The sequence below is a fragment of the Clostridium sp. LXY-7 genome (genome assembly GCF_056172015.1).
On the sequence record NZ_JBLLJL010000001.1, the window covers coordinates 1,200,583 to 1,223,169 of the forward strand.

Sequence of the window (22,587 nt, forward strand, 5' to 3'; positions counted from 1 at the left end):
TGGAGGTATAGATGATGGGACAAGCTATAGTTATAACATCGGGGAAAGGCGGAGTAGGAAAGACAACAACTACAGCTAATATAGGCACAGCATTAGCATCTATGGATAAAAAAGTAGTAGTTATAGATGGAGACACTGGACTTAGAAATTTAGATGTACTTATGGGATTAGAGAATAGAGTTGTATTTACACTTTTAGATGTAATAGAGGGAAAATGCAGATTGAAGCAAGCGTTAATAAAGGATAAAAGATTTAGTAATTTATTCTTATTACCAACAGCTCAAACAAGAGACAAGGGTGATGTAGATATTAATGAAATGTTAAAATTAGTCAATGAATTAAAACAAGAATTTGACTATGTTCTCCTTGATTGTCCAGCTGGTATAGAGCAAGGTTTTGAAAATGCTGTAGTTGGTGCAGATTGGGCGATTGTTGTAGTGAATCCAGAAATTACATCTGTAAGAGATGCAGATAGAGTTATAGGAAAACTGGATGCTAAAGGTATAGATAGACAAGAATTAATTGTTAATAGAACTAATTTTGAAATGACTAAAAATGGAGATATGCTTGGGGTTGAAGATATAAAAGAATGTTTAGCAATTAAGGTTTTAGGAGTAGTTCCTGATGATAGAAAGGTCACTATATCCACAAATAGAGGAGAGCCTATAGTTCTTGATAGCTCAGCATATGCAGGAATGGCATTTAAAAACATAGCTAAGAGAATTTTAGGTGAAGAAGTACCATTTATTGACTTAAAAGCGACATCTTCTTCTCAGAAAGGGTTTATGGATACAATAAGGAAATTTTTTGGCGGAGGTAGAAGTTAAGAATGGATATATTTAAAATTTTTTCTGGAAAAGCCTCTTCTAGAGATGTGGCTACAGATAGATTAAAGCTTATACTTATTCATGACAGAGTTAATTTTTCACCGGACTTCCTTGATGATATTAAAGGAGATTTATTAAAGGTGATTTCTAAATATGTGGAAATTGACGATGGTGAGGTAGAGGTTAAGGTTACAAAGACAGAAGAATTCGAAGGTGGATCTCCAGCATTAATTGCTAGCATACCAATTAAAAAGTTAAAAAATAGATAATTTTAATTGAAAGCTATGTTTGTCATAGCTTTTTTTTTTAGTTATTGATATAATCATAAATGTGTTGGAGGGATAATTATGTTGAAATTTCTGAAAAACTTTAAAGTTAACAATAAACTAATAAAACATATTGATTTTACAATTATAGCTGTAGTATGTTTAATTATTGCCTTCGGTATAGTGAACATATATAGTGCTATAGGTTTTCATTACGCAAAGCTACAATTTTTCTGGATGATAATAGGACTTGTAACTACATATATAATACTATCTGTTGATTACATACAAATATTAAATTATGCACCTATGATATATTGGTCATCTGTAATATTACTCTTAATTAATAATATCTTCAGTAGTGCTGTTAATGGTGCTACTGGATGGATAAGTATAGGACAGAGGGCCATACAGCCAGGAGAATTTGCTAAAATAGGTATGATATTGATGGTAGCGAAAGTAATACAAGATTGTGAAGGAAATATAAATAATGTAAAAAACTTCTTGAAGGTTGTATTTTATGCAGCTATACCTATGATATTAATCGTTAGTCAACCTGATATGGGACTTACAATGGTATCTTTCTTTATTATGCTTGGTATAGTAGTAGTTGCTAATTTAGACTGGAAGATAATAATAGGTGGACTTACAACTATATTTTTAGCTATAGTTGCCATTTGGAATTCATCTATAATGCCAACTTATTGGAAGGGAAGATTAATTTCATTTATGAACCCAGAAAAATATGAACTTAGCTATGGATTGCAGCTTATACAATCTAGAATAGCAATAGGTGCAGGTGGTATTTTTGGATTAGGTTTTATGAATGGAAAGCAATATAAATTTATACCAGAGAATCATACAGATTTTATCTTTGCAGTTATTGGAGAAGAATGGGGACTATTAGGTGCTTTATTCTTAATGACCCTCTATGGTATACTTTTATATAAACTTATAAACATAGCTAAGACAGCTAAGGATATAGCAGGAAGTGTTATATCTATAGGAATAGTTGCTTCTACACTATTTTCAATAATACAGCATGTTGGAATGAATATAGGAATAATGCCAATCACAGGAATAACATTGCCTTTTGTAAGTTATGGAGGAAGTTCAATGTTAACGAATTTTATTTCATTAGCTTTAGTTATAAACATAGGTATGAGAAGAAAGAAGATTAATTTTTAGGAGGGGTTTAAATGAGGATAGCATTAATTGCTCATGATAAGAAAAAAGATGATATGATTGATTTTGCAACAAGATATAAGTCTGTTCTAGAGAAGCATGAATTATATGGAACTGGGACTACAGGAAAGCTTATAACTGAGCATGTAGGGCTTGAGGTATATAGATTTTTATCTGGGCCCCTTGGTGGAGATCAACAAATAGGTTCTAAACTAGCTCAGGGAGAGATGGATATTATAATCTTCTTAAGAGATCCACTTACTGCTCAGCCCCATGAACCAGATGTCACAGCATTAATAAGACTTTGTGATGTACATTGTATACCCCTAGCAACTAACTTAGGTACTGCAGAGGTAGTAATGAAAGCATTAAAGAATAGATAATAAGTAAAAGTTCAGCATTCGCTGAACTTTTTTATTTTCAAAGCTAAGTATATATGTAAATATATAATCATAAATTTAAAATAGCATAATATATATTTATTATAAAAACATAGAAAGAGTGATAAATATGGGATATTATGATGATTATTATAAAAAATATTATTCATCTATAAAAAGTAGTAATTCTTTACAGAAGAAAAAGAGTACACATAATTATACTAGTAAAGGTATGACTCATCATACTAATAGTAGTAAGTTTAATTTTATTATCTTTTTAAATTTTTGGGATAAGAGATTTGTAAATATACTTGTAGGGCAGCTTATAGCAGTTACTTTAATTATAGTGACCTTGATAGGAACAAAAATATTTCCTGGGGAATATACCACGCCTATATATATAAATGCATTAAAATATATAGAAAATGGATTTTGGGGAGAGAAAAATTTGACTAAGGAAAATGTAGCAGAGGTATTTTATATTATAGAAGATTTCATAAAAATTGGAGAGAAAAAAATAGACTACATTAGAGATAACTATTTACCACCAATTGATACTATTGATAATTACAATAGTTATGAAGATGATAGTAAGTTTTTTATAAAAACAGAAAATAATTTAGAAATAAAAGCATCTACACAGGGAAGAGTGAAAAATATAAATAATAAAGAGAGTAGTAAATTAATTATAGATTATGGAGAAGGAATAGAAATGGCTTATGGAAATTTGGATACTGTCTATGTAAAAGAAGGAGAACCAATAAAGAAAGGTCAATTTATAGGGCAGATTAATGGAAATTCTAATGAAGATCATATGTTTTATATAGAATTGTTCTATATGGGGGAGAATTTACAACCTAGTGAATGGTTATTGTACTAAAAATATAATATTATACAGCAATTTTTTGGAGGTCATTATTGGTTAAAATAAGCAGATACTTAATACCATATATAGTAGTTCTATTAATAATTGGATTTAAGAAAAATATACTATTAGGATTTATAATAATAATGATTCATGAAACGATACATTTGATTACCGCAAAAATTTTAGGATTCTCAGGTTTTACCATAGATATTTTTCCTATTGGTACTTCATTAAAGGTAAAAGATTTAGATGAAGCTTCTCCTAGAGAGGATTTGATTATATCTCTAAGTGGACCAATGGGAAATTTTTTTATTGCAATTGTATGTTACAGTATAAATTTATATTCTAAAAGTGGATTTTTAAAAGAGTTTGCTTTATATAATATAGTTGTGGGTATAGTTAATCTTATCCCAGCATTCCCACTAGATGGTGGAAGAATTTTGAGAGATATTTTGTGTAGTAGAATTATATTTAAAAAAGCCAATCTAATATCATTAAATATAAGCATTATTTTAGGGTATATTTTATTATTATTATTTTTGATAGTAGGAGGAGTAAAAAAAGTAATAAATCTAGATTTATTATTTTTTTCTACGTTTATATTACTTACTTCCTATAGAGAGAAGAGGAGGATAGCATATATAATTATGGGCTATATTATTAAGAAAAAGGAAAAACTTATAAATAGAGGATATATTGAAAATAAGAGTGTATCAGTATACTATAAACTTACATTGCTGCAATTAATTGAATTAGTAGATAAAAATAAATATAATGTATTTACAGTATTAGATGAAAAAATGGAGATAGTAGGAATACTATATGAAGAAGAGGTATTAAATGGCTTAAAGGAACTAGGAAACATAACTGCAGAGGAATTATTACTGTAAATATAGCACTATATTAATAACTCTTAGTAGGTTAGTAGTTTTCAATATGTGTACCTTATGATAAAATAGGTAATTGAATTAACTTAAGGAGGATCTGTAAAATGAACAGAATTTCAGATGATATTCTTTATAAAGTTGAAAAGCCAGCTAGATATATAGGTGGAGAATTCAATTCTTATAATAAAAATAAATCAAAAGTAGATGTAAAATATGCCTTTTGTTTTCCAGATGTATATGAAGTTGCCATGTCACATCTGGGAACAAAGATACTTTATCATGTTTTAAATAGTAGAAAGGATACTTTCTGTGAGAGATGTTTCGCTCCATGGCCAGATATGGAAAAACTTTTAAGAGAGAATAATATTCCATTAGGAACCTTAGAAACCGGGGATTCACTTAAAGAATTTGATTTCTTAGGATTTACTCTGCAATATGAAATGAGTTACACTAATATATTAAACATGCTTAGTATGAGTAGCATTCCTATGCGAGCTAAGGATAGAGGTGAGGAATATCCAATAGTAATGGTTGGAGGACCTTGTGCTTATAATCCAGAACCTTTAAGTGGTATAGTGGATATGGTAGTTTTAGGTGAAGGTGAAGATGTAATAAATGAAATATTAGATTTATATATAAATATGAAGAGTAAATGTAAAGAAGAATTTTTACGAGCTGCTTGTAAAATACAAGGGGTTTATGTTCCAAGTCTATATGATGTGACATATAAAGAAGATAATACTATAAGAGAGTTTAAGCCTAAGTATGAGGATGTTCCTAAAACTGTAAAGAAGAGAATAATTACAGATTTAAATAAAAGCATATTTCCAGATAAATTAATAGTTCCATATACAGAAATAGTTCATGATAGAATAACTTTGGAGACCTTTAGAGGATGTACTAGAGGCTGTAGATTTTGTCAAGCAGGAATGATATATAGACCAGTTAGAGAAAAGAAAACTCCAGAGCTTTTAGAAAAATTAGATACACTTATACAAAACACAGGATATGAGGAGGTTTCATTAACCTCACTAAGTATATGTGATTATTCGGATATACAAAATCTTATAGCCTCTATTGTAGAGAAATATGAAAAGGATAAGGTTGGTGTTTCACTACCTTCCATAAGAATAGATTCATTTGCAGTAGATTTGATAAAAGAAATACAAAAGGTTAGAAAAACTGGATTAACCTTTGCACCAGAAGCTGGAACTCAAAGAATGAGGGATATAATTAATAAAGGAGTCACTGAAGAAAACTTAATGGATTCTTCAAAAAGTGCATTTCAAGCAGGGTGGTCAACAATTAAATTATACTTTATGATAGGTCTTCCATACGAAGCTATTGAAGATGTTATAGGAATAGGAGAACTAGCAGAGAAGGTTGTAGATCAATATTTTGAAGTGCCTAAAAATATAAGGAAGAGAGGATTGAGAGTTACTGTAAGTACTTCTATTTTTGTACCAAAGCCATTCACCCCATTCCAGTGGGCACCTATGGATAGAATGCCTGAGGTAAGAGAAAAAATATCTAATCTTAGGAATACTATAAAGAGCAAAGCTATAAGTTATAATTGGCATGAAACTCCGCTTAGTTATATGGAGGCAGTATTTTCTAGAGGAGATAGAAGACTTTCAGAAGTGTTAATAAAAGCATTTGAAAAGGGTGCTAGATTTGATGGATGGGCAGAATACTTTAGCTTTGATATTTGGATGGAAGCTTTACAGGAATGCGGTATAGATGGAGATTTCTATGCTTATAGGGAAAGAAGTTATGAAGAAATACTTCCTTGGGATTTCATTGATATAGGTGTTTCTAAAAAATTCTTAATGAGTGAAAATGAAAAAGCTAAAGAAGCTATAGTTACACAAGATTGTAGACAACAATGCTCAGCTTGCGGGATAAATTCTAGCTTTAAGGAAGGGAAGTGTTTTGAAGGTGCGTTATTTAGTGAAATACACTAAGGAAAGTGAAATAAAATTTATATCTCATCTAGATTTAATGAGAACTATTCAAAGAATAATAAGAAGAGCAAAGCTTCCAATTGAATATTCTAAAGGATTTAATCCACATATGACTATATCAATAGCTCAACCTCTTTCAGTTGGGGTGTATTCTCAGGGTGAATACATGGATATAGTATTAGTGGAAGATTTAGAAGGAAATTTTATACTTGAAAAATTAAAGAAAAATACTGTTGATGGAATAAAGTTTTTAGAGGTAATAAAAGTAGAGAAGATAGAAAATAAAAAGTCACCACAATCAATGGCTGCTATTGATGGAGCAAAGTATGTAATTAATCTTAAGTTAAAAGACAATATGATCCCAGATATGGATACTATCATGAAGTTACCAGAGTGGAATATAATTAAAAAAAGTAAGTCAGGAGAAAAGGAAGTAGACATAAAATCCTTAGTTAGGGAATTAAAATATGCTATAGATGAATCTAAAATTAAGATAGATACAATAATTGCCTGTGGAAGTAGAGAAAACTTATCTCCAAATCTACTGAGTGAGTTTATAAAAGAGAAAATAGAGGAAATAGATAAAGATGCTTTTGTGGATATAGAAAGAATGGAGATGTATGGTCTTAAAGACAAGAAATTAGTACCTCTTTATAAGTTTTTTTAGTAAGGCATAGTTGATTTAGTATTTTATTTATAACGCCTAAACTTAGGAGTGATTTTATAATGAAGAATATATTTATTGAAAGACAAGAGAAGCTTATAAGAGTTGCCATTAAGCAAGAAAATATTCTAAAAGAATGTTTAATAGAAGAAGAAAATAATAATCCAAAGGTAGGAGAGATTTATAAGGGTATAGTAAGAAATATTGTGCCATCCATAAAATGTGCATTTATTGATATAGGTTATAATAAAAATTGTTATATGCCATTAGAAAAAAATTCTTTAAGAACCATTAAAAAAGGTGAAGAAGTTTTAGTAGAAATAGTAAAAGAGGAAGTAGATAAAAAAGGACCTAAGGTTAGCTCTAACATAAGTATACCTGGTACATATGTGGTATTGACTAATGAACATAAAAATATAGAAGTATCAAGAAAAATAAAAAACGTGGAATTAAGAGATAAACTTCATAGTAGTATTAAAACCTGCAAAGATTTAGGTATTGTGGTCAGGACTAAAGCAGAAGAAGTATCTATAGATATGATCAATAGTGAAATAAATGAATTAGAAAAGCTCTATGAAGAGATATATAGTAAATTTTTATTTAGCTTAAAACCAGGTCTAGTATATAGTGATAGAGGAATAATTAGTAGAACTTTAAGAAATTATTGCTATGAGAGTAAAGTTAAGATTATTGTAAATCATAGAGATGATTTTGAATACTGTGATAAACTATGTAGTAATAAAGAGCTAAATAACGTTGAGTTAGAGTTATATAAGGGTAATTTAGAGTTGTTTGATTATTATGAGATAGAGAGAGAATTAATTTGTCTTAGGCATAATAAAATTAGTCTACCTAGTGGTGGCAATATAATTATAGAGAAAACAGAGGCTATGCAGGTTATAGATGTAAATACAGCACAGAATGTCAAGAGCAATAGTATGAAGGAAACAATATTTAATACCAATATGGAGGCGGCAAGAGAAATAATTCATCAAGTTAGACTTCGAAATTTAGGTGGTATAATTATTATAGATTTCATAGATATGATAGATAATAAATGTAAAGAAGAAATTTTAAAAACTTTAAAAAAAGGATTTTGGGATGATAAGAATAATCCAATTATATATCCTTTTACAGATTTAGACTTAGTACAAATAAATAGAAAAAGATATGGTAAATCTATATGTGACTATATTTTGGAGAGCTGTAGTTGTTGTAAAGGAAAAGAAAATAAGTTAAGACTAAGTTACATAGGGAATATAATTAAAGGAAAAATAAATAAAATTAAAATAGAACAACAGGTTAACAATATACATTTAGAATTAAGCTCTAGCTATGAAAAAGAGATTAAGGATAATATAATAGAGTTTATTTCTAGTATAGGGGCTTTAAATTGTAATGTATATGTTACCTTCATTGAGAATTTAGAAGGGTTTAAGGTTGAGCCTATCATATTTCATAGTCAACTTGAAAGTTTAGTTAGATCTAATATTTTTAAATGTGAAGATGTTTCTTTAATGTAGTGTGGAATTTAAATAAAAAATAAGAAGTTTCTTTACAAATGTATTTTCCTGTGTTAAAATGTCATTTGTAGACCGCACACAAAGGGTTTCTAAATCAACATATATGTTGTACCTGAGATGGCGAGACTGGATTGAGGAGGTGTATTTAATGTACGCAGTTTTACTTACTGGAGGAAAGCAATACAGAGTTCAAGAGGGAGACGTGTTATTCGTTGAAAAACTTGAAGCTGATGTTGATTCAACTATAGAATTTGATAAAGTTTTAGCAGTTGGAAAAGAAGAAGGTTTAGTAATTGGAAAGCCTGTAGTTGAAGGTGCTAAAGTTGTAGCTAAAGTTGTAGCTCAAGGAAAAGCTAAAAAGGTTATAGTTTTCAAATATAAACCAAAAAAAGACTACAGAAAGAAGCAAGGACACAGACAACCATTCACTAAAATCGTGATAGAGAAGATAGAAGCTTAATCATGACTAAGGTTAAATTTTTTAGAAAACAAGGTGTATTCACAGGTTTTTTAATAGAAGGTCATGCCATGCCTGTAGAAGCAGAGAGTGAAGTAGATTTAATTTGTAATTCTATTTCTGTAATATCTCAAACTACTCTTATGGGAATTTTAGAAGTTTTGCAAATTGATGCAGCTTATAAAATAGAAGATGGCTATATGAATTTAACATTAGATGATAAGAACAGTGAAGAGGTTGAAGAGTGCCAAGTCTTAATTAAGACTATGCTTGTAGGCTTACAAAGTGTTGAATTTAGTTACGGTGATTATATAAAAGTAGAAGTAGAGGAGGTGTAGTACAATGCTTATTATGAACCTTCAGTTATTTGCTCACAAAAAAGGAGTAGGTAGCTCAAAAAACGGTAGAGATAGTGAATCTAAAAGACTTGGAGTTAAGCGTGCAGATGGACAATTTGTTCTTGCAGGAAACATACTTGTAAGACAAAGAGGAACAAAAATCCACCCAGGTAACAATGTTGGAATAGGTGGAGATGATACTCTATTCGCTAAAGTTGATGGAGTTGTAAGATTCGAAAGAATGGGTAAAGATAAGAAAAAAGCTAGTGTTTATCCAATCGATGTAGAAGTTGCAATAGCTGAATAATATATAAAGCACCCAAAAGGGTGCTTTTTTATGTCATAGATATCTATGACATAAAAAAACATCCTTTACATGAAGGAAATAAAAAAATATAATAGATGTAAAATGCGGATTTTAGTAAATAATAAGAGATAACTAAAATTTTAAATTATATATTGAAATTATTAACATGCATTTGAATTTAAGGAAGGTGAAGTTAATTATGTTTATAGATACAGCCAAAATTTATATTAGGTCTGGAGACGGAGGAAATGGTTCCGTATCCTTTAGAAGAGAAAAATATGTGCCACTAGGAGGACCAGACGGTGGAGATGGAGGAAATGGTGGAAGCGTAGTATTAGTAGCAGATACTAACATGACTACTTTATTAGATTTCTCTTATAACAAGAAGTTTATAGCGTCTAATGGAGGAAAAGGTGAAGGTTCTAAATGCTATGGTAAAGATGGAGATGAACTTATAATAAAAGTCCCAACTGGAACAATAATAAGAGATGTAGAGAGTGATAAAATTATGTGCGATTTATCACATGGTGGAGATACTTATGTAGTTTGTAGAGGCGGAAAAGGTGGAAAGGGAAATGCTAAATTTTGCACACCAACAAGACAGGCGCCTAGTTTTGCAGAACCTGGTATGCCTGGAGAAGAAAGATGGATTAAGTTAGAACTTAAGCTTTTAGCAGATGTAGGATTATTAGGATTCCCCAATGTAGGAAAATCCACCCTATTATCCATGGTTTCAAAAGCTAGACCTAAAATAGCAAATTATCATTTTACTACTTTAAAACCTAATTTAGGAGTGGTATCCTTAAAGGGAATACAAAACTTTGTAATAGCTGATATTCCAGGAATTATTGAAGGTGCAGCTGAAGGTGTGGGATTAGGATTAGACTTCTTAAGACATATTGAAAGAACAAGAATTTTAATACATGTAGTGGATATATCTGGAGTTGAGGGAAGAGATCCTATTGAGGATTTTAAGAGAATCAATGAAGAGTTAAAAAAATATAGTGTGAAATTATGGGATAGACCTCAAATTATAGCTGCAAACAAGTCAGATATGCTTTTTGATGAAGAAGTTTATGAAAATTTTAAAAATGAACTTAGTAAAATGGGATATAATAAAGTATTTAAAATTTCAGCTGCAACTAATGAAGGTGTAGATGATTTAATGAAAGCTGCTGCAGAACTTTTAAGTACTATACCAGTACAGGAACTAGAGATTACTGATGATGAAAGATATATACCAGAAGAAAAAAGATTTACTTATGAAATAAATGAAGTAGAAGAAGGAATTTTTGAAGTTTCAGGAACCTTTGTAGATAGATTATTAAATAGTGTAAATATTAATGATCCAGATTCCTTAAGATATTTTCATAAAGTTCTTAGAAATAAAGGTATTATGGAAGAGTTAAAAGAAATAGGTATACAAGACGGAGATATTGTTAGATTAAATGATTTTGAATTTGAGTATTTATTATAGGAGGAAGTTATGATAACAACAAGACAAAGAAGCTATTTAAGAGCTTTAGCACATAATTTAGAACCAATATTTCAAGTTGGAAAGGGCGGAATAGAGGAAAACTTTTTAAAACAGGTGGATCAAGCGCTAGAAGCTAGAGAACTTATAAAAATAAAAACTTTAAACAATAGTGGTATTACATCAAGAGAAGCTTCAGATATGGTATGTGAAGAACTAGGATGTGAAGGAGTTCAGGCTATTGGAAGTAAGTTTACGATATATCGAAAATCTTCTAAAAAGCCTAAAATAGAGTTACCTAAGTAATTATTGGAGATTTAGCCATATAATTCTTCTAAATTTCCTTAAAATTAGGCTTTTATTTAACATAAGTGAAATATGTTGATTTGTTACTTAGAGATTTGATAAAATTGCCCTGTATAAACAAAACTTAAAGAGGTGATAGCATGAAAAAAGCTATCTTTGGAGGAACCTTTGACCCTATTCACATAGGTCATTTGCATATAGCTTACGAAGCACTATATAGTTTGATATTAGATGAAATTATATTCATACCTAATGGTAATCCTCCACATAAATCTAATAAAAGGATTACAAATAGTGAAATTAGGTATGAGATGGTTAAGGAAGCTATAAGCAATGAACCTAGTTTTTCTATTAGCGACTATGAAATAACAAAAAAAGAAATAAGTTATACATATAATACAATTGAGCATTTCAAAAATCTAGAACCTACAACGGAATGGTATTTTTTAGTCGGATTAGATAGTCTTATGGGACTTAAAAGTTGGAAGAATGTTAAGAGAATACTTGAATGCTGTACATTAGTAGTTTTTAATAGAAGTGGATATACTAATGAAGAAGTTACAAAAATGAAATGTGAAATAGAAGAAGAATATGGGAAAAGAATTATTATATTGCCAATATCAATATTAGAGATTTCGTCCACAGAAATAAAATATAAGATTTCTCAAGGGAAGGTTATAAACTATCTTATTCCTCCTTCAGCTGAAAAGATAATTAATAAATATAATTTATATAGAAATAAGGTGTAGCGTATGTGGAAGGAAGATAAAATAAATGAATATATAAAAATTCATCTTAGTGAAGAGAGATATATTCATAGCTTAGGAGTTATGAAGACTAGTGAGGATTTAGCAAAACATTATGGAGTAGATGAATATAAAGCTAGGATTGCAGGGCTTTGCCATGATTGTGCTAAAAACTTTTCCTTTGGAGATTTAATAAATAAGGCAAGGTTAAGTGGGGAGCGTATAGATTATGTTTACTATAAGTCTCCTCAACTCCTTCATGGAATAGTAGGGGCCTACATAGCAAAGGAACTATTTCGCATAAATGATAAAGAAATATTAGATGCAATAAAATACCATACTACTGGAAGAGAAAAGATGTCTGTGTTTGAAAAAATAGTGTATATAGCTGATGTAATAGAACCTTCTAGAAGTTTTAAAGGGGTAAATGATTTACGAAAGTTAGCTTATTTAGATTTAGATAAGTCTCTCCTAAAATCTTTTGATGATACAATAAATTTTGTTGTACAAAGGGGAAATGTGCTTCATGCTAATACAATAAATGCAAGAAATTATTTATTGATAAATAGTAGTAATGAGTGGAAATAACAAATTTCATAAGTTATATATTAAATTTAATATAATTAAGTAATTTTAGGAGGAGTTAAAAATGGAGAAAAAAATAATTAGTACAGCTAAAGCGCCAAAAGCTTTAGGCCCATATTCTCAAGCTGTTAAGGTAGGTAATTTACTATACACTTCAGGACAATTAGCAATTAATGCTGAGACTGGAGAATTTATTAATGATGACATACAAAAAGCAACAGCTCAATCATTAGATAATGTTAAAGCTATATTAGAAGAAGCAGGGACATCTTTAGATAAAGTAGTTAAAACCTTAGTGTTTTTAAAAGATATGAATGACTTCGCTGCTATGAATGAAATTTATGCAAAATATTTCGAGAATAATCCACCAGCAAGATCTTGTGTTCAAGCTGGTAAATTGCCAAAAGATGCACTAGTAGAAATAGAAGTAATAGCTATAGTAGACTAAGTAGAGATAATAATATTTAAGCCTCCAAATGGTTGGAGGCTTATTATAATGGAGAGGTGAAATATGAACACTATAGTATATAACATTGGTAAAGAAGGAAATGGTGTAAATATAAGATTTTATATGAAATATACTTTAAATCTCTCTAGTAGATTAATAAAGAATGCCGCCATGGATAAAAGAATTAAAGTTAATGGAAAGGTTATAAAGCTTAGATATACATTAAAAGAGGATGATGTATTAGAATTGATAATTAATAAAGAAGAAAGTCAGAATATAGAACCAGAAAATTTAAATATAGAGGTTGTATATGAAGACGAAGATCTACTAATCGTTAATAAACCTCCTTATATGGTTGTACATCCAAGTAAGAGTCATCCCGCAGGAACCTTAGCAAATGGAATAATGTATCATTTTAGAGAGAATAGAGATAGTTCTATAGTTAGATTAGTTAGTAGATTAGATATGAATACTTCAGGACTTGTAATGATAGCTAAAAATCAGTATGCACATATGACTTTAGCAAAAGCTTCGGATGAGAATAAAATAAATAAAATTTATTTAGCAGTTATTCATGGAAAGCTGGACCCTCAGGAAGGTACTATAGATTTACCTATCGGGAGAATGAGTGAGGATGATATAAAAAGAAAAGTAATGGATGAGGGACAAAGAAGCGTTACTCATTATAAAACCATAGATTCATTTGAAGAAGGAAGCATAGTAGAACTTAAACTTGAAACAGGAAGAACCCATCAAATAAGAGTACATTTAAGTCATTTAGGCCATCCTATTTATGGAGATACATTATACGGTATAGAGAGTGATGAAGTTATATCTAGGCAGGCACTCCATGCTTATAAATTAGAATTGCCACATCCTAAAACAGGAACAATTATAGAAGTGTGTAGTAATATACCAGAGGATATTAAAAAACTGATTGAATGTATTAAGAAATAAAAATAGTTCATTAATTGCAGAGCAATTAATGAACTATTTTTATTAACCTTTTTTTCTAAACATGTATCTATTCTTCCTTTTCCTTTTATTTATAAAGCGAAGTAAGAAGATAACTATAATTAATAAAAATAATGTACCAACTACAGCAAAAATACAAAGTAATTTATAATTTATAGTATTACTTTCAGTAGTTAACCAATCTCCTACAATAGGTAATTCTATTTTTTCGTAGTTGGTATCACTCAAAAGATTAAAGGTATAATTTTGATTTTCATAACTTAAATTTCCTACAGTCACAGGCTGTTCCTTAATAAAGAATTTATTTTTTAAAGCTTCTTTATCAAAGGAAAAGGTAGGTTTATTTTCAGAGGATACATCCTTCGTATAGAAAACATCTTCATTAGACTTAAGAGGTATTTTAGTTCCATTAGATGTTGTATATGTAGAAAGTTCCTCTCCTTTAGAGTAAGCTTTTTCTGTTTTATAATTACTAAAAGCCCATTCAAAAAGTTTAGGAGTATCTGAAAAATAAGTTTTATTATCATCTCTTAATATAACAACTATAAAAGCATCTCCGTCTTTTTCAGCAGAAGCTACAAAAGAATGTCTACATTCATCTGTATAACCAGTTTTTCCAGCTATAACATAAGGATAATAATTGGGTTCATAATCATGAAGTAATCTGTTGTCATTCCATAGTGGTCTTTTTTCTTTATATATATTGGTAGGTTCTAAAAGCAAAGTTTTGGTCTTAGAAATTTTTATATAATCATCATGTTCAAGTAGAGCTTTTTCAATTAAAGCTAAATCATAAGCTGAGGTTACATGCCCTGATTCGTATAAACCATGAGGATTTTTAAAAGTTGTATTTTTACATCCTAATTCCTTAGCTTTTTCATTCATCATTTTAGAAAACTCTTCCTTAGATCCAGCTATATGTTCTGCTAAAGCCTGTGCACAATCGTTAGCAGACACCATTATCACTGCATAGAGCATATCTCTAACAGTCATTTCTTCATTTACATCAACATAAATTTTTGAACCATCTATGGTAGGTGGTATTTCTCCTACCTTTACAATCTCATCTAAAGAACAATTTTCTAAAGTTAACAATACAGTCATCAACTTAGTAGGAGATGCAGGTGGATAAGGTGTATTTTCATTTTTACCATATATTACGGAACCCGTAGTAGCATCCATAATAACTACACCTTCCCCGCTTACAGGTGGAGCAGGAGTCGATGCCATAGCACTACTATAAGAATTAAAAATTATAGTTAGAGCTAACATAAAACAAAATAATATTTTCTTCATAATATCCTCCTTAAAAATATATACACATTTAGATTATAACAAAAAAAATATAATTGTTCGATAAAAAATGTAGAAGATGTCAATAATTAATTTATATTAGGAGGTGTATGATGAAGAATAAAGAAAAAATAATAGCAACTGGTTGCATATTAATATTAAGTGTAATTTTTCTCATTGCAGGATATTTTATTAATAAAGAGAGAGATGGATTTTATAATAGCATAAATCAAGATATAGAGGAAAGTGTATTTGAACTTGATAATAAAGAAATTAAAAGTAAAATAGATGATAAAAACAATGTAATTGAAGAGTCAGAAAAAACCACTATTGTAGTTGATATAAAAGGCGCTATAAAGAATCCTAAGGAGTATCAGTTGCCACAAGGATCAAGAGTCAGGGACTTAATAGATATTGCAGGAGGATTAACAGAGGATGCTGATAACGATAGGATATATTTTTCGAAAATTTTACAAGATGAACAGTGTATAAAAATATATAGAAAAGGTGAAATATTAGAAGCTGAATTAAATGAACACCTAGAGAGTAATCAGAATGGTAATGATAATAGTAATAATAGTGGTAAAATAAATATAAATAAAGCAACCATGGAGCAATTAAATACATTACCTGGTATTGGAGATGTAAAGGCTAAAAGTATAATAGATTATAGGGAAAAAAATGGTGGATTTAAAACTGTAGATGAACTTAGCAATATTGATGGTATTGGTAGTAAGACAGTGGAGAAATTAAGAGATAAGGTAGACATAAAATAACTATTAGTATAAAATTATTAGAGAATTGTATAAGGCATCTTGAAAAAAATAGCTAATTAATAATAGAATCTATAATGTGTTATTTTTTTCAGACGCCGAAGGAGGTAGAGCTATGAATAAGAGACTTACAGAACTTTCAAAGACCTCTGGCTGAGCAGCTAAGATTGGGCCGGAGACCCTTTCAAAGATTTTAGATAAATTACCAAAGATGAATAATGATAATCTAATAGTTGGAATAGAGACATCAGATGATGCTGCGGTATATAAACTTACAGATGAAATTGCAGCTATTCAAACCTTGGATTTCTTTACTCCAGTAGTAGATGATCCCTATACCTTTGGAGCTATAGCTGCTGCTAATTCTTTAAGCGATGTATACGCTATGGGAGGAAAACCTACAGTAGCTTTGAATATTGTTTGCTTTCCTAACTGTTTAAATATAGATGTTTTAGGAGAGATATTAAAAGGCGGGGCAGATAAAGTGTTAGAAGCTGGAGCTGTAGTTATTGGTGGACATAGTGTTGAGGATGATGAACCTAAATATGGATTATCAGTTATGGGAATAGTTCATCCAGAAAAAATATTAAGGAATTATGGAGCAAAAGCTGGAGATATACTTATATTAACCAAGCCTCTTGGAACAGGTATAATTAATACTGCTATTAAAGGGGAATTAGCTTCAAAAGAAATTTATAATGAAGCTATTAAAGTTATGACTACATTAAATAAATATGCGGGAGAAATAGTTGTAAATTATCCTGTTAATGCATGTACAGACGTTACAGGATTTGGAATAATGGGACATGGATATGAAATGGCTAGTGCATCAAACGTTACTTTCAAATTATATAAAGATAACATTCCGGTGATATCGGGAGTAAAAGAATTCGCTGAAATGGGTTTAGTACCAGCAGGAGCATATAATAATAAAACTTACCTTGAAGGTAAATATGAAATCAAGGATACACCAGAGTGGTTGCAAGATGTATTATTTGACCCACAAACTTCAGGAGGACTACTAATTTCTATTCCAAAAGCTGAAGGGCTAGATTTAATGGAGAAATTAGATAAATTGGAACTCGCATCAGCAATTATTGGTGAAGTAGTAGAAAAATTAGATAAATGCATAATAGTTCAATAATTAAGAGGGGTTTAATTATTAATATAATAAATATGGGAGAGTATATATGAATAAGGGGCTACTTAGAAATTTACCAAAGATAGATGAATTATTAAAAGAGGGTGTTATAGAAAAATCTATAGAAAATAATCCAAGGGCATTGGTAGTAGATAGTTTAAGAGAAACTATAGATTTTTATAGAGAAGGAATAATACAAGGTGAAATAAATGAATTTGAAAAAAGCGAAATTTTAGGTTTTGCTTTAGGAATTATTAAAAAAAATTCTGAAATGAAATTAAGAAGAGTTATAAATGCTACTGGCACTATAATACATACTAATTTGGGAAGATCAATCCTTCCTAAGAAGGCCATAGACAATGTACTAATGGTAGCTTCAAACTATAACAATCTAGAATATAATATAAGCACGGGAAAAAGAGGGTCAAGATATTCTCATATAGAAGAGCTTATTAAAACTGTCACAGGGGCAGAGGCTGCTATGGTAGTTAACAATAATGCAGCTGCTATAATGTTAGTATTGGATACTCTTTGTAAAAATAAAGAAGCAATAGTATCTAGAGGGGAATTAGTAGAGATTGGTGGATCTTTTAGAATACCTGAAGTTATGAAATTTAGTGGAGCAAAACTTATAGAGGTTGGGACTACAAATAGGACTCATCTATATGATTATGAAAATAATATATCAGAAAATACGGGAGTATTTTTAAAAGTGCACACATCAAATTTTAGAGTATTCGGATATACAGAGACAGTAGAATTAGAGGAGCTAGTTAAACTAGGTAGGGAAAAGAACATACCAGTAATAGAGGATATAGGGAGTGGAGTCTTGATAGATTTTTCTAAATATGATTTTATATATGAACCTACAGTACAGCAAAGCTTAAAAAAAGGCGTAGATGTGGTTACTTTTAGTGGAGATAAAATGCTAGGAGGACCGCAGTCTGGAATTATTGTTGGCAAAAAGGAATATATAGATTTAATGAAAAAGAACCAAATAACTAGAGCTTTAAGAGTAGACAAGATGACTTTAGCTGCACTAGAAGGTACTTTAAAATGTTATTTAGATGAAAAAGATGCCATAGAAAATGTACCTACAATAAATATGATTTTGATGCCTGTGGAAGAAGTAAAAAAGAAGGTAATAACTTTAAAGAAGAAGCTTCAAAGTAAAATTAAAAATTTGGAGTTTACCATAGATAGAGGTTATTCTATGGTAGGTGGTGGTTCTATGCCAATGGAAAAGATAGAAACATATGTAATAAAAATAAAAAGCAATAGTTTATCACCACAAGAAATGGAGATAGAATTAAGAAATGGAGAAACTTCATTAATAGCTAGAGTATATAATAATGAGTTAGTTTTAGACGGAAGAACACTATTTAAGAAGGATTTTGATGAAATAGTGCAGTGTTTTTTAAAACTAAAATAAATATTATACATTAGTTTGAAAGGATGTATTTTAGCTTATGAAACATGTAATAATAGGTACTGCAGGTCATATAGACCATGGTAAAACTACACTAATTAAAGCACTTACAGGAAGGGAGACAGACACTTTAAAGGAAGAGCAAAAAAGAGGTATATCTATTAATTTAGGGTTTACTTACTTTGATTTACCATCAGGACGTAGAGCGGGTATTATCGATGTACCAGGTCATGAAAAATTTATAAAGAATATGTTAGCCGGTATAAGTAGCATAGATATAGTACTTTTAGTTATAGCTGCAGATGAGGGAATTATGCCTCAGACAAGAGAACATTTTGAAATATTACAGCTGTTAAATATAAAAAAAGGTATTATAGTGCTAACTAAGGCTGACTTAGTGGATGGCGAATGGTTAGATATGATAAGAGAAGATGTAAAAAGGGAATTTAAAGGAACTTTTCTTGAGAATGCACCAATACATGCTGTTTCATCCAAAACAAAAATGGGATTTGATAAATTAATAAAAGATATAGATACTATTACTGAAGAAGTAGAGCCAAAAGATACAGAAGGACACTTTAGATTGCCTGTAGATAGGACTTTCACTATTAGTGGATTTGGAACTGTTGTTACTGGAACAATAATTAGTGGAAGAGTATCAGTAGGAGATATGGTAGAAATATATCCTTCAAGAGTTAAGACTAAGGTGAGGGGCATAAGAATACATGATATAGCCTGTGAAATTGGAGAAGCTGGTCAAAGATGTGCCATTAACTTAGCTAATGTAAAATTATCAGAGGTAGACAGAGGAAACATAGTAGCAAAAGAGGGAATAATGGAACCAAGCTCTTTAATAGATTGTAAGTTATATCATTTAAAAAATGCTGAAAAACCTATTATAAATAGACAGAGAATAAGACTTTACCATGGAAGTGAAGAATTTTTAGGTAGAGTCATAATTTTAGATAAAGAGGAAATAAAACCAGGAGAGATGTCTTATGTACAATTAAGACTTGAGAGACCTATTACCAGTCAGAGAAATGATAGATATGTAATCAGAAACTATTCTCCAATGTATACTATTGCTGGAGGTATAATAATAGAACCGGTAGCTAAAAAAGCTAAGAAATTTGATGTAGAATATATAAAAGAATTAAACTTAAAGGAAAGTGGAAAAATAACAAATATTTTAGAGAATACAGTTAAGAATCTAAGTGAAAGCTATGGAAATGCACCAAGTATATTAAAAGCGTTAGGGAAAAATATGGACAATATACAGAGTGAATTGGAAAAGTTAGTTGAAAAAGGAACTATAATAAAGTTAGAAAAATCTGATGAACCTGTATTTATACATAGTGATTTTTTTAATACAAAAAGTAATGAAGTAAAAAAACTCTTAGAAGAGTTTCATATAAAAAATCCACTAAAGTTTGGAATGTCTAAGGAAGAAGTGAAAAATAAAATTTTTGGTAAGAAGTTAAAACAAAAGAACTATGATGAAATCCTGGATATTTTAGTTGATAAAAAAACTTTGAAGGTAAGTGAACGATTTATTAGTCTTTATGATTTTGAAGTAACTCTTAACAAAGAACAAGAGAGAATAAAGGAAACAATAATTAATGAGTATATGAATTTAGTATATAATCCGCCAAAGTATATAGATTTAAGTAAAAAAGAAAAGGATATGCCTGTGTTTAAGATGGTTTATGAACTATTGTTAGATGAAGGAATACTTATAAAGATTAATGAAGAGTGTACTCTATTAAAGGAACATTATGACAATGCTAAAACTATTGTTACAGAATACATTATATCTAATGGAAGCATTACAGCATCTTCAGCTAGAGAAGTTCTGAATACAAACAGAAAATATGCTGTAGCTATCCTAGAAAATTTCGATAATATTAAGCTTACTAAGAGAGTTGAAAATGATAGAATACTATATTAATTAAGAATGAACAAATCAAGTATTAGAATAAATAATACTTGATTTTTTATTTATTGGGTATTATAATACATATTGTGCTTAAAACATGGGAGTAGATAGGTGCTGGTGTGCCTGCCAGTCTTCAAAACTGAGTTGCCGTGCTAAGACCACGACGGGTGAGTTCGATTCTCACATACTCCCGCCATATTAATAATTAAGGAGTTTGGCTATACTAATAATGTTTAGTGGAGTCAAACATTTTTTATGTAAATAGCTTAACATAAATTTAATATAAATTATAGTATATTTATTAACTGTATAATTTATGTTATTATTATTAAGTTAGGTCGATGTTTAACTTTAAATTTAATGAAGTATATGTTATTTTGAAATAACATAATAATGGTGATAAGATATGATAATTTCAGTATTGTTAATAGTACTTTCTCCTTATACAGCATTGATTCCGTCTGTATATTCAACATATAAGGTCTTAAGTGGAGACATTCCTATATACAAAAATCTATGGAATATAGGATTAATTACTTTATTTGTATGGTCAATGTTAGTAGGAATTTTAAATAAGAGTTTTGCATCTACAATGGTAGCATTAGTGTTCTTATTATACTTTTCTATGAGTATTTATATACAAAGTGTATGTAATAATGAAAATTTAATCGAGAAGATATGCAGATATTTAATTAAATTTTCATGTTTTGCAGCAGTATTAGGAATAGTTGAAAAAATAGTATTTACATTTTATGACATAGAAATTTGGAGAAAGATTTTAGGCATTGCTTATGATATGGAAAATCATAGAGTTTACAGCACCTTTGGAAATCCAAATGTAACTGGGAATTGGTTTGCCATTATGATTCTTATAGCAATGTATTTAGCAAATATAACATCTAGTAAAAAAAGTAGAAGACTTTATAAATTATCTACTATACTGTTTGTATGTGAATTATTTTTAACGGGATCAAGAGGAGCATATGTAGCATTGCTAGTAGGTTTAGTAATATTATTTTTATTTAAATCTAATAAAAATAATAATAAATTCTTTGCGTCAATATTTCTTTTAGTAGTTTTAATAGCTGTAATACCGTCGCAAATATCTTTTGTACCTACGGGAGCACAAGCTGTAAAGCCACAGGTAACCGAGAATGTGGCAAGCCATGATATAGATAGGTCTGTAAGTACAAGAGAAGAAATATGGATTGGTTGTGGGAAAATGATAAAAGAGAAACCAATTACAGGATGGGGATTTATGGGAACCTTAGAGCAAGGAAAAAGATTTATAAATTACGAAGGAAAAGTATATCATGCACATAATATTTGGTTATCTTTTTTAACTACTTCTGGAATTGTAGGACTTTTAATTTATTTAACTATGAAAATATATTTATTTAAAAATCTATTTTACCTATATAAAGAAAAGAATAATTTATTTTCATTAATGTTTGCAATTCAAGTATTAATAATTACTCATGGGGTTATTGATTTTACGATGATAGCACCACAGTCTGGAACGCTATTTATAGCATGTTCATCTATGATTATAGCTCTTGTAGAAGGAGAAAAAGAAAAAGTTGCTAATAAATATAAAATAGATACTATGGAAATGAATATGGATATTATAAATAAATAAAATCACACTTGAATGATCAATGTAATAACTAGATTTAATTATTACACTGATCATTTTATTTTTATATATAGTAATTGGATTAAATTATAATCTAATTGAAAAAATAGAATATAGTTAGAAAGAAAATATAGTATAGGTTATTGCATATGTGGAGATTATTTCAATGAGGTGATTTT

The 22,587-nt window shown here is 29.6% G+C and carries 24 protein-coding genes and 1 tRNA gene; 24 read left to right on the forward strand and 1 reads right to left on the reverse strand.

The window, feature by feature from the left end:
- The first annotated feature begins 14 nt into the window (after positions 1 to 14).
- The 18 genes from minD (at position 15) to ACI48Q_RS05780 (ending at position 14,182) form a co-directional block, all read left to right on the forward strand.
- Positions 15 to 827, forward strand: a complete 813-nt coding sequence (gene minD / locus ACI48Q_RS05695) for a septum site-determining protein MinD (protein ID WP_474918076.1) — start codon at positions 15 to 17, stop codon at positions 825 to 827.
- 2 nt (positions 828 to 829) lie between these two features.
- Positions 830 to 1,096 (forward strand): cell division topological specificity factor MinE, encoded by a 267-nt coding sequence (minE, locus tag ACI48Q_RS05700; RefSeq protein WP_474918077.1) that lies wholly within the window; start codon positions 830 to 832, stop codon positions 1,094 to 1,096.
- A gap of 78 nt (positions 1,097 to 1,174) precedes the next feature.
- Positions 1,175 to 2,281: a rod shape-determining protein RodA gene (rodA, locus tag ACI48Q_RS05705; protein WP_474918078.1), complete on the forward strand. Its 1,107-nt coding sequence runs from the start codon at positions 1,175 to 1,177 to the stop codon at positions 2,279 to 2,281.
- Positions 2,282 to 2,292: 11 nt separating this feature from the next.
- Positions 2,293 to 2,661 carry a methylglyoxal synthase gene (mgsA, locus tag ACI48Q_RS05710; RefSeq protein WP_474918079.1) on the forward strand — a complete coding sequence of 123 codons (369 nt, stop codon included), beginning with the start codon at positions 2,293 to 2,295 and terminating at the stop codon, positions 2,659 to 2,661.
- A gap of 127 nt (positions 2,662 to 2,788) precedes the next feature.
- Positions 2,789 to 3,538, forward strand: a complete 750-nt coding sequence (locus ACI48Q_RS05715; RefSeq protein ID WP_474918080.1) for a M23 family metallopeptidase — start codon at positions 2,789 to 2,791, stop codon at positions 3,536 to 3,538.
- A gap of 38 nt (positions 3,539 to 3,576) precedes the next feature.
- Positions 3,577 to 4,416: a site-2 protease family protein gene (locus tag ACI48Q_RS05720; RefSeq protein ID WP_474918081.1), complete on the forward strand. Its 840-nt coding sequence runs from the start codon at positions 3,577 to 3,579 to the stop codon at positions 4,414 to 4,416.
- Between the two features lie 101 nt (positions 4,417 to 4,517).
- Positions 4,518 to 6,377, forward strand: coding sequence for a TIGR03960 family B12-binding radical SAM protein (locus ACI48Q_RS05725; RefSeq protein ID WP_474918082.1), 1,860 nt, complete (start codon positions 4,518 to 4,520; stop codon positions 6,375 to 6,377).
- Positions 6,364 to 7,044, forward strand: a complete 681-nt coding sequence (locus ACI48Q_RS05730; RefSeq protein WP_474918083.1) for a TIGR03936 family radical SAM-associated protein — start codon at positions 6,364 to 6,366, stop codon at positions 7,042 to 7,044. Before ACI48Q_RS05725 ends, ACI48Q_RS05730 begins: the two co-directional genes overlap by 14 nt.
- A gap of 59 nt (positions 7,045 to 7,103) precedes the next feature.
- Entirely contained in the window at positions 7,104 to 8,564 is a 1,461-nt protein-coding gene (locus tag ACI48Q_RS05735; protein WP_474918084.1) for an Rne/Rng family ribonuclease, read from the forward strand.
- A gap of 148 nt (positions 8,565 to 8,712) precedes the next feature.
- Complete coding sequence (gene rplU, locus ACI48Q_RS05740; protein WP_474918085.1) at positions 8,713 to 9,024, forward strand: 50S ribosomal protein L21; 312 nt, start codon at positions 8,713 to 8,715, stop codon at positions 9,022 to 9,024.
- A gap of 2 nt (positions 9,025 to 9,026) precedes the next feature.
- On the forward strand, positions 9,027 to 9,359 hold the full coding sequence (locus ACI48Q_RS05745; protein ID WP_474918086.1) for a ribosomal-processing cysteine protease Prp: 333 nt from the start codon (positions 9,027 to 9,029) through the stop codon (positions 9,357 to 9,359).
- 4 nt (positions 9,360 to 9,363) lie between these two features.
- Entirely contained in the window at positions 9,364 to 9,666 is a 303-nt protein-coding gene (gene rpmA, locus ACI48Q_RS05750) for a 50S ribosomal protein L27 (RefSeq protein ID WP_474918087.1), read from the forward strand.
- Between the two features lie 199 nt (positions 9,667 to 9,865).
- Positions 9,866 to 11,143: a GTPase ObgE gene (obgE, locus tag ACI48Q_RS05755; RefSeq protein WP_474918088.1), complete on the forward strand. Its 1,278-nt coding sequence runs from the start codon at positions 9,866 to 9,868 to the stop codon at positions 11,141 to 11,143.
- Positions 11,144 to 11,152: 9 nt separating this feature from the next.
- A complete protein-coding gene (gene yhbY, locus ACI48Q_RS05760; protein WP_474918089.1) occupies positions 11,153 to 11,446 on the forward strand; it encodes a ribosome assembly RNA-binding protein YhbY in 294 nt (97 codons plus the stop codon).
- A 140-nt stretch (positions 11,447 to 11,586) separates the two neighbouring features.
- Positions 11,587 to 12,195, forward strand: a complete 609-nt coding sequence (nadD, locus tag ACI48Q_RS05765) for a nicotinate-nucleotide adenylyltransferase (RefSeq protein ID WP_474918090.1) — start codon at positions 11,587 to 11,589, stop codon at positions 12,193 to 12,195.
- A gap of 3 nt (positions 12,196 to 12,198) precedes the next feature.
- Positions 12,199 to 12,780 (forward strand): bis(5'-nucleosyl)-tetraphosphatase (symmetrical) YqeK, encoded by a 582-nt coding sequence (gene yqeK, locus ACI48Q_RS05770; protein WP_474918091.1) that lies wholly within the window; start codon positions 12,199 to 12,201, stop codon positions 12,778 to 12,780.
- A 61-nt stretch (positions 12,781 to 12,841) separates the two neighbouring features.
- A complete protein-coding gene (locus ACI48Q_RS05775; protein ID WP_474918092.1) occupies positions 12,842 to 13,225 on the forward strand; it encodes a RidA family protein in 384 nt (127 codons plus the stop codon).
- Positions 13,226 to 13,288: 63 nt separating this feature from the next.
- Complete coding sequence (locus ACI48Q_RS05780) at positions 13,289 to 14,182, forward strand: RluA family pseudouridine synthase (RefSeq protein ID WP_474918093.1); 894 nt, start codon at positions 13,289 to 13,291, stop codon at positions 14,180 to 14,182.
- A 42-nt stretch (positions 14,183 to 14,224) separates the two neighbouring features.
- Here ACI48Q_RS05780 and ACI48Q_RS05785 read toward each other — a convergent pair whose 3' ends face one another.
- Positions 14,225 to 15,496, reverse strand: a complete 1,272-nt coding sequence (locus tag ACI48Q_RS05785; protein WP_474918094.1) for a serine hydrolase — start codon at positions 15,494 to 15,496, stop codon at positions 14,225 to 14,227.
- Between the two features lie 110 nt (positions 15,497 to 15,606).
- Between ACI48Q_RS05785 and ACI48Q_RS05790 the strand changes: the two genes are divergently transcribed.
- The 6 genes from ACI48Q_RS05790 to ACI48Q_RS05815 all read left to right on the forward strand — a co-directional run bounded on the left by ACI48Q_RS05790 (position 15,607) and on the right by ACI48Q_RS05815 (position 22,411).
- Positions 15,607 to 16,269 carry a helix-hairpin-helix domain-containing protein gene (locus ACI48Q_RS05790; RefSeq protein ID WP_474918095.1) on the forward strand — a complete coding sequence of 221 codons (663 nt, stop codon included), beginning with the start codon at positions 15,607 to 15,609 and terminating at the stop codon, positions 16,267 to 16,269.
- Between the two features lie 112 nt (positions 16,270 to 16,381).
- Complete coding sequence (gene selD / locus ACI48Q_RS05795) at positions 16,382 to 17,410, forward strand: selenide, water dikinase SelD (RefSeq protein WP_474918096.1); 1,029 nt, start codon at positions 16,382 to 16,384, stop codon at positions 17,408 to 17,410.
- Positions 17,411 to 17,456: 46 nt separating this feature from the next.
- Positions 17,457 to 18,839: an L-seryl-tRNA(Sec) selenium transferase gene (selA, locus tag ACI48Q_RS05800; RefSeq protein WP_474918097.1), complete on the forward strand. Its 1,383-nt coding sequence runs from the start codon at positions 17,457 to 17,459 to the stop codon at positions 18,837 to 18,839.
- Between the two features lie 37 nt (positions 18,840 to 18,876).
- Positions 18,877 to 20,784: a selenocysteine-specific translation elongation factor gene (selB, locus tag ACI48Q_RS05805; RefSeq protein ID WP_474918098.1), complete on the forward strand. Its 1,908-nt coding sequence runs from the start codon at positions 18,877 to 18,879 to the stop codon at positions 20,782 to 20,784.
- 87 nt (positions 20,785 to 20,871) lie between these two features.
- Positions 20,872 to 20,968, forward strand: a tRNA-Sec gene (locus tag ACI48Q_RS05810).
- Positions 20,969 to 21,178: 210 nt separating this feature from the next.
- Positions 21,179 to 22,411 (forward strand): O-antigen ligase family protein, encoded by a 1,233-nt coding sequence (locus ACI48Q_RS05815; protein WP_474918099.1) that lies wholly within the window; start codon positions 21,179 to 21,181, stop codon positions 22,409 to 22,411.
- Positions 22,412 to 22,587: the final 176 nt, after the last annotated feature.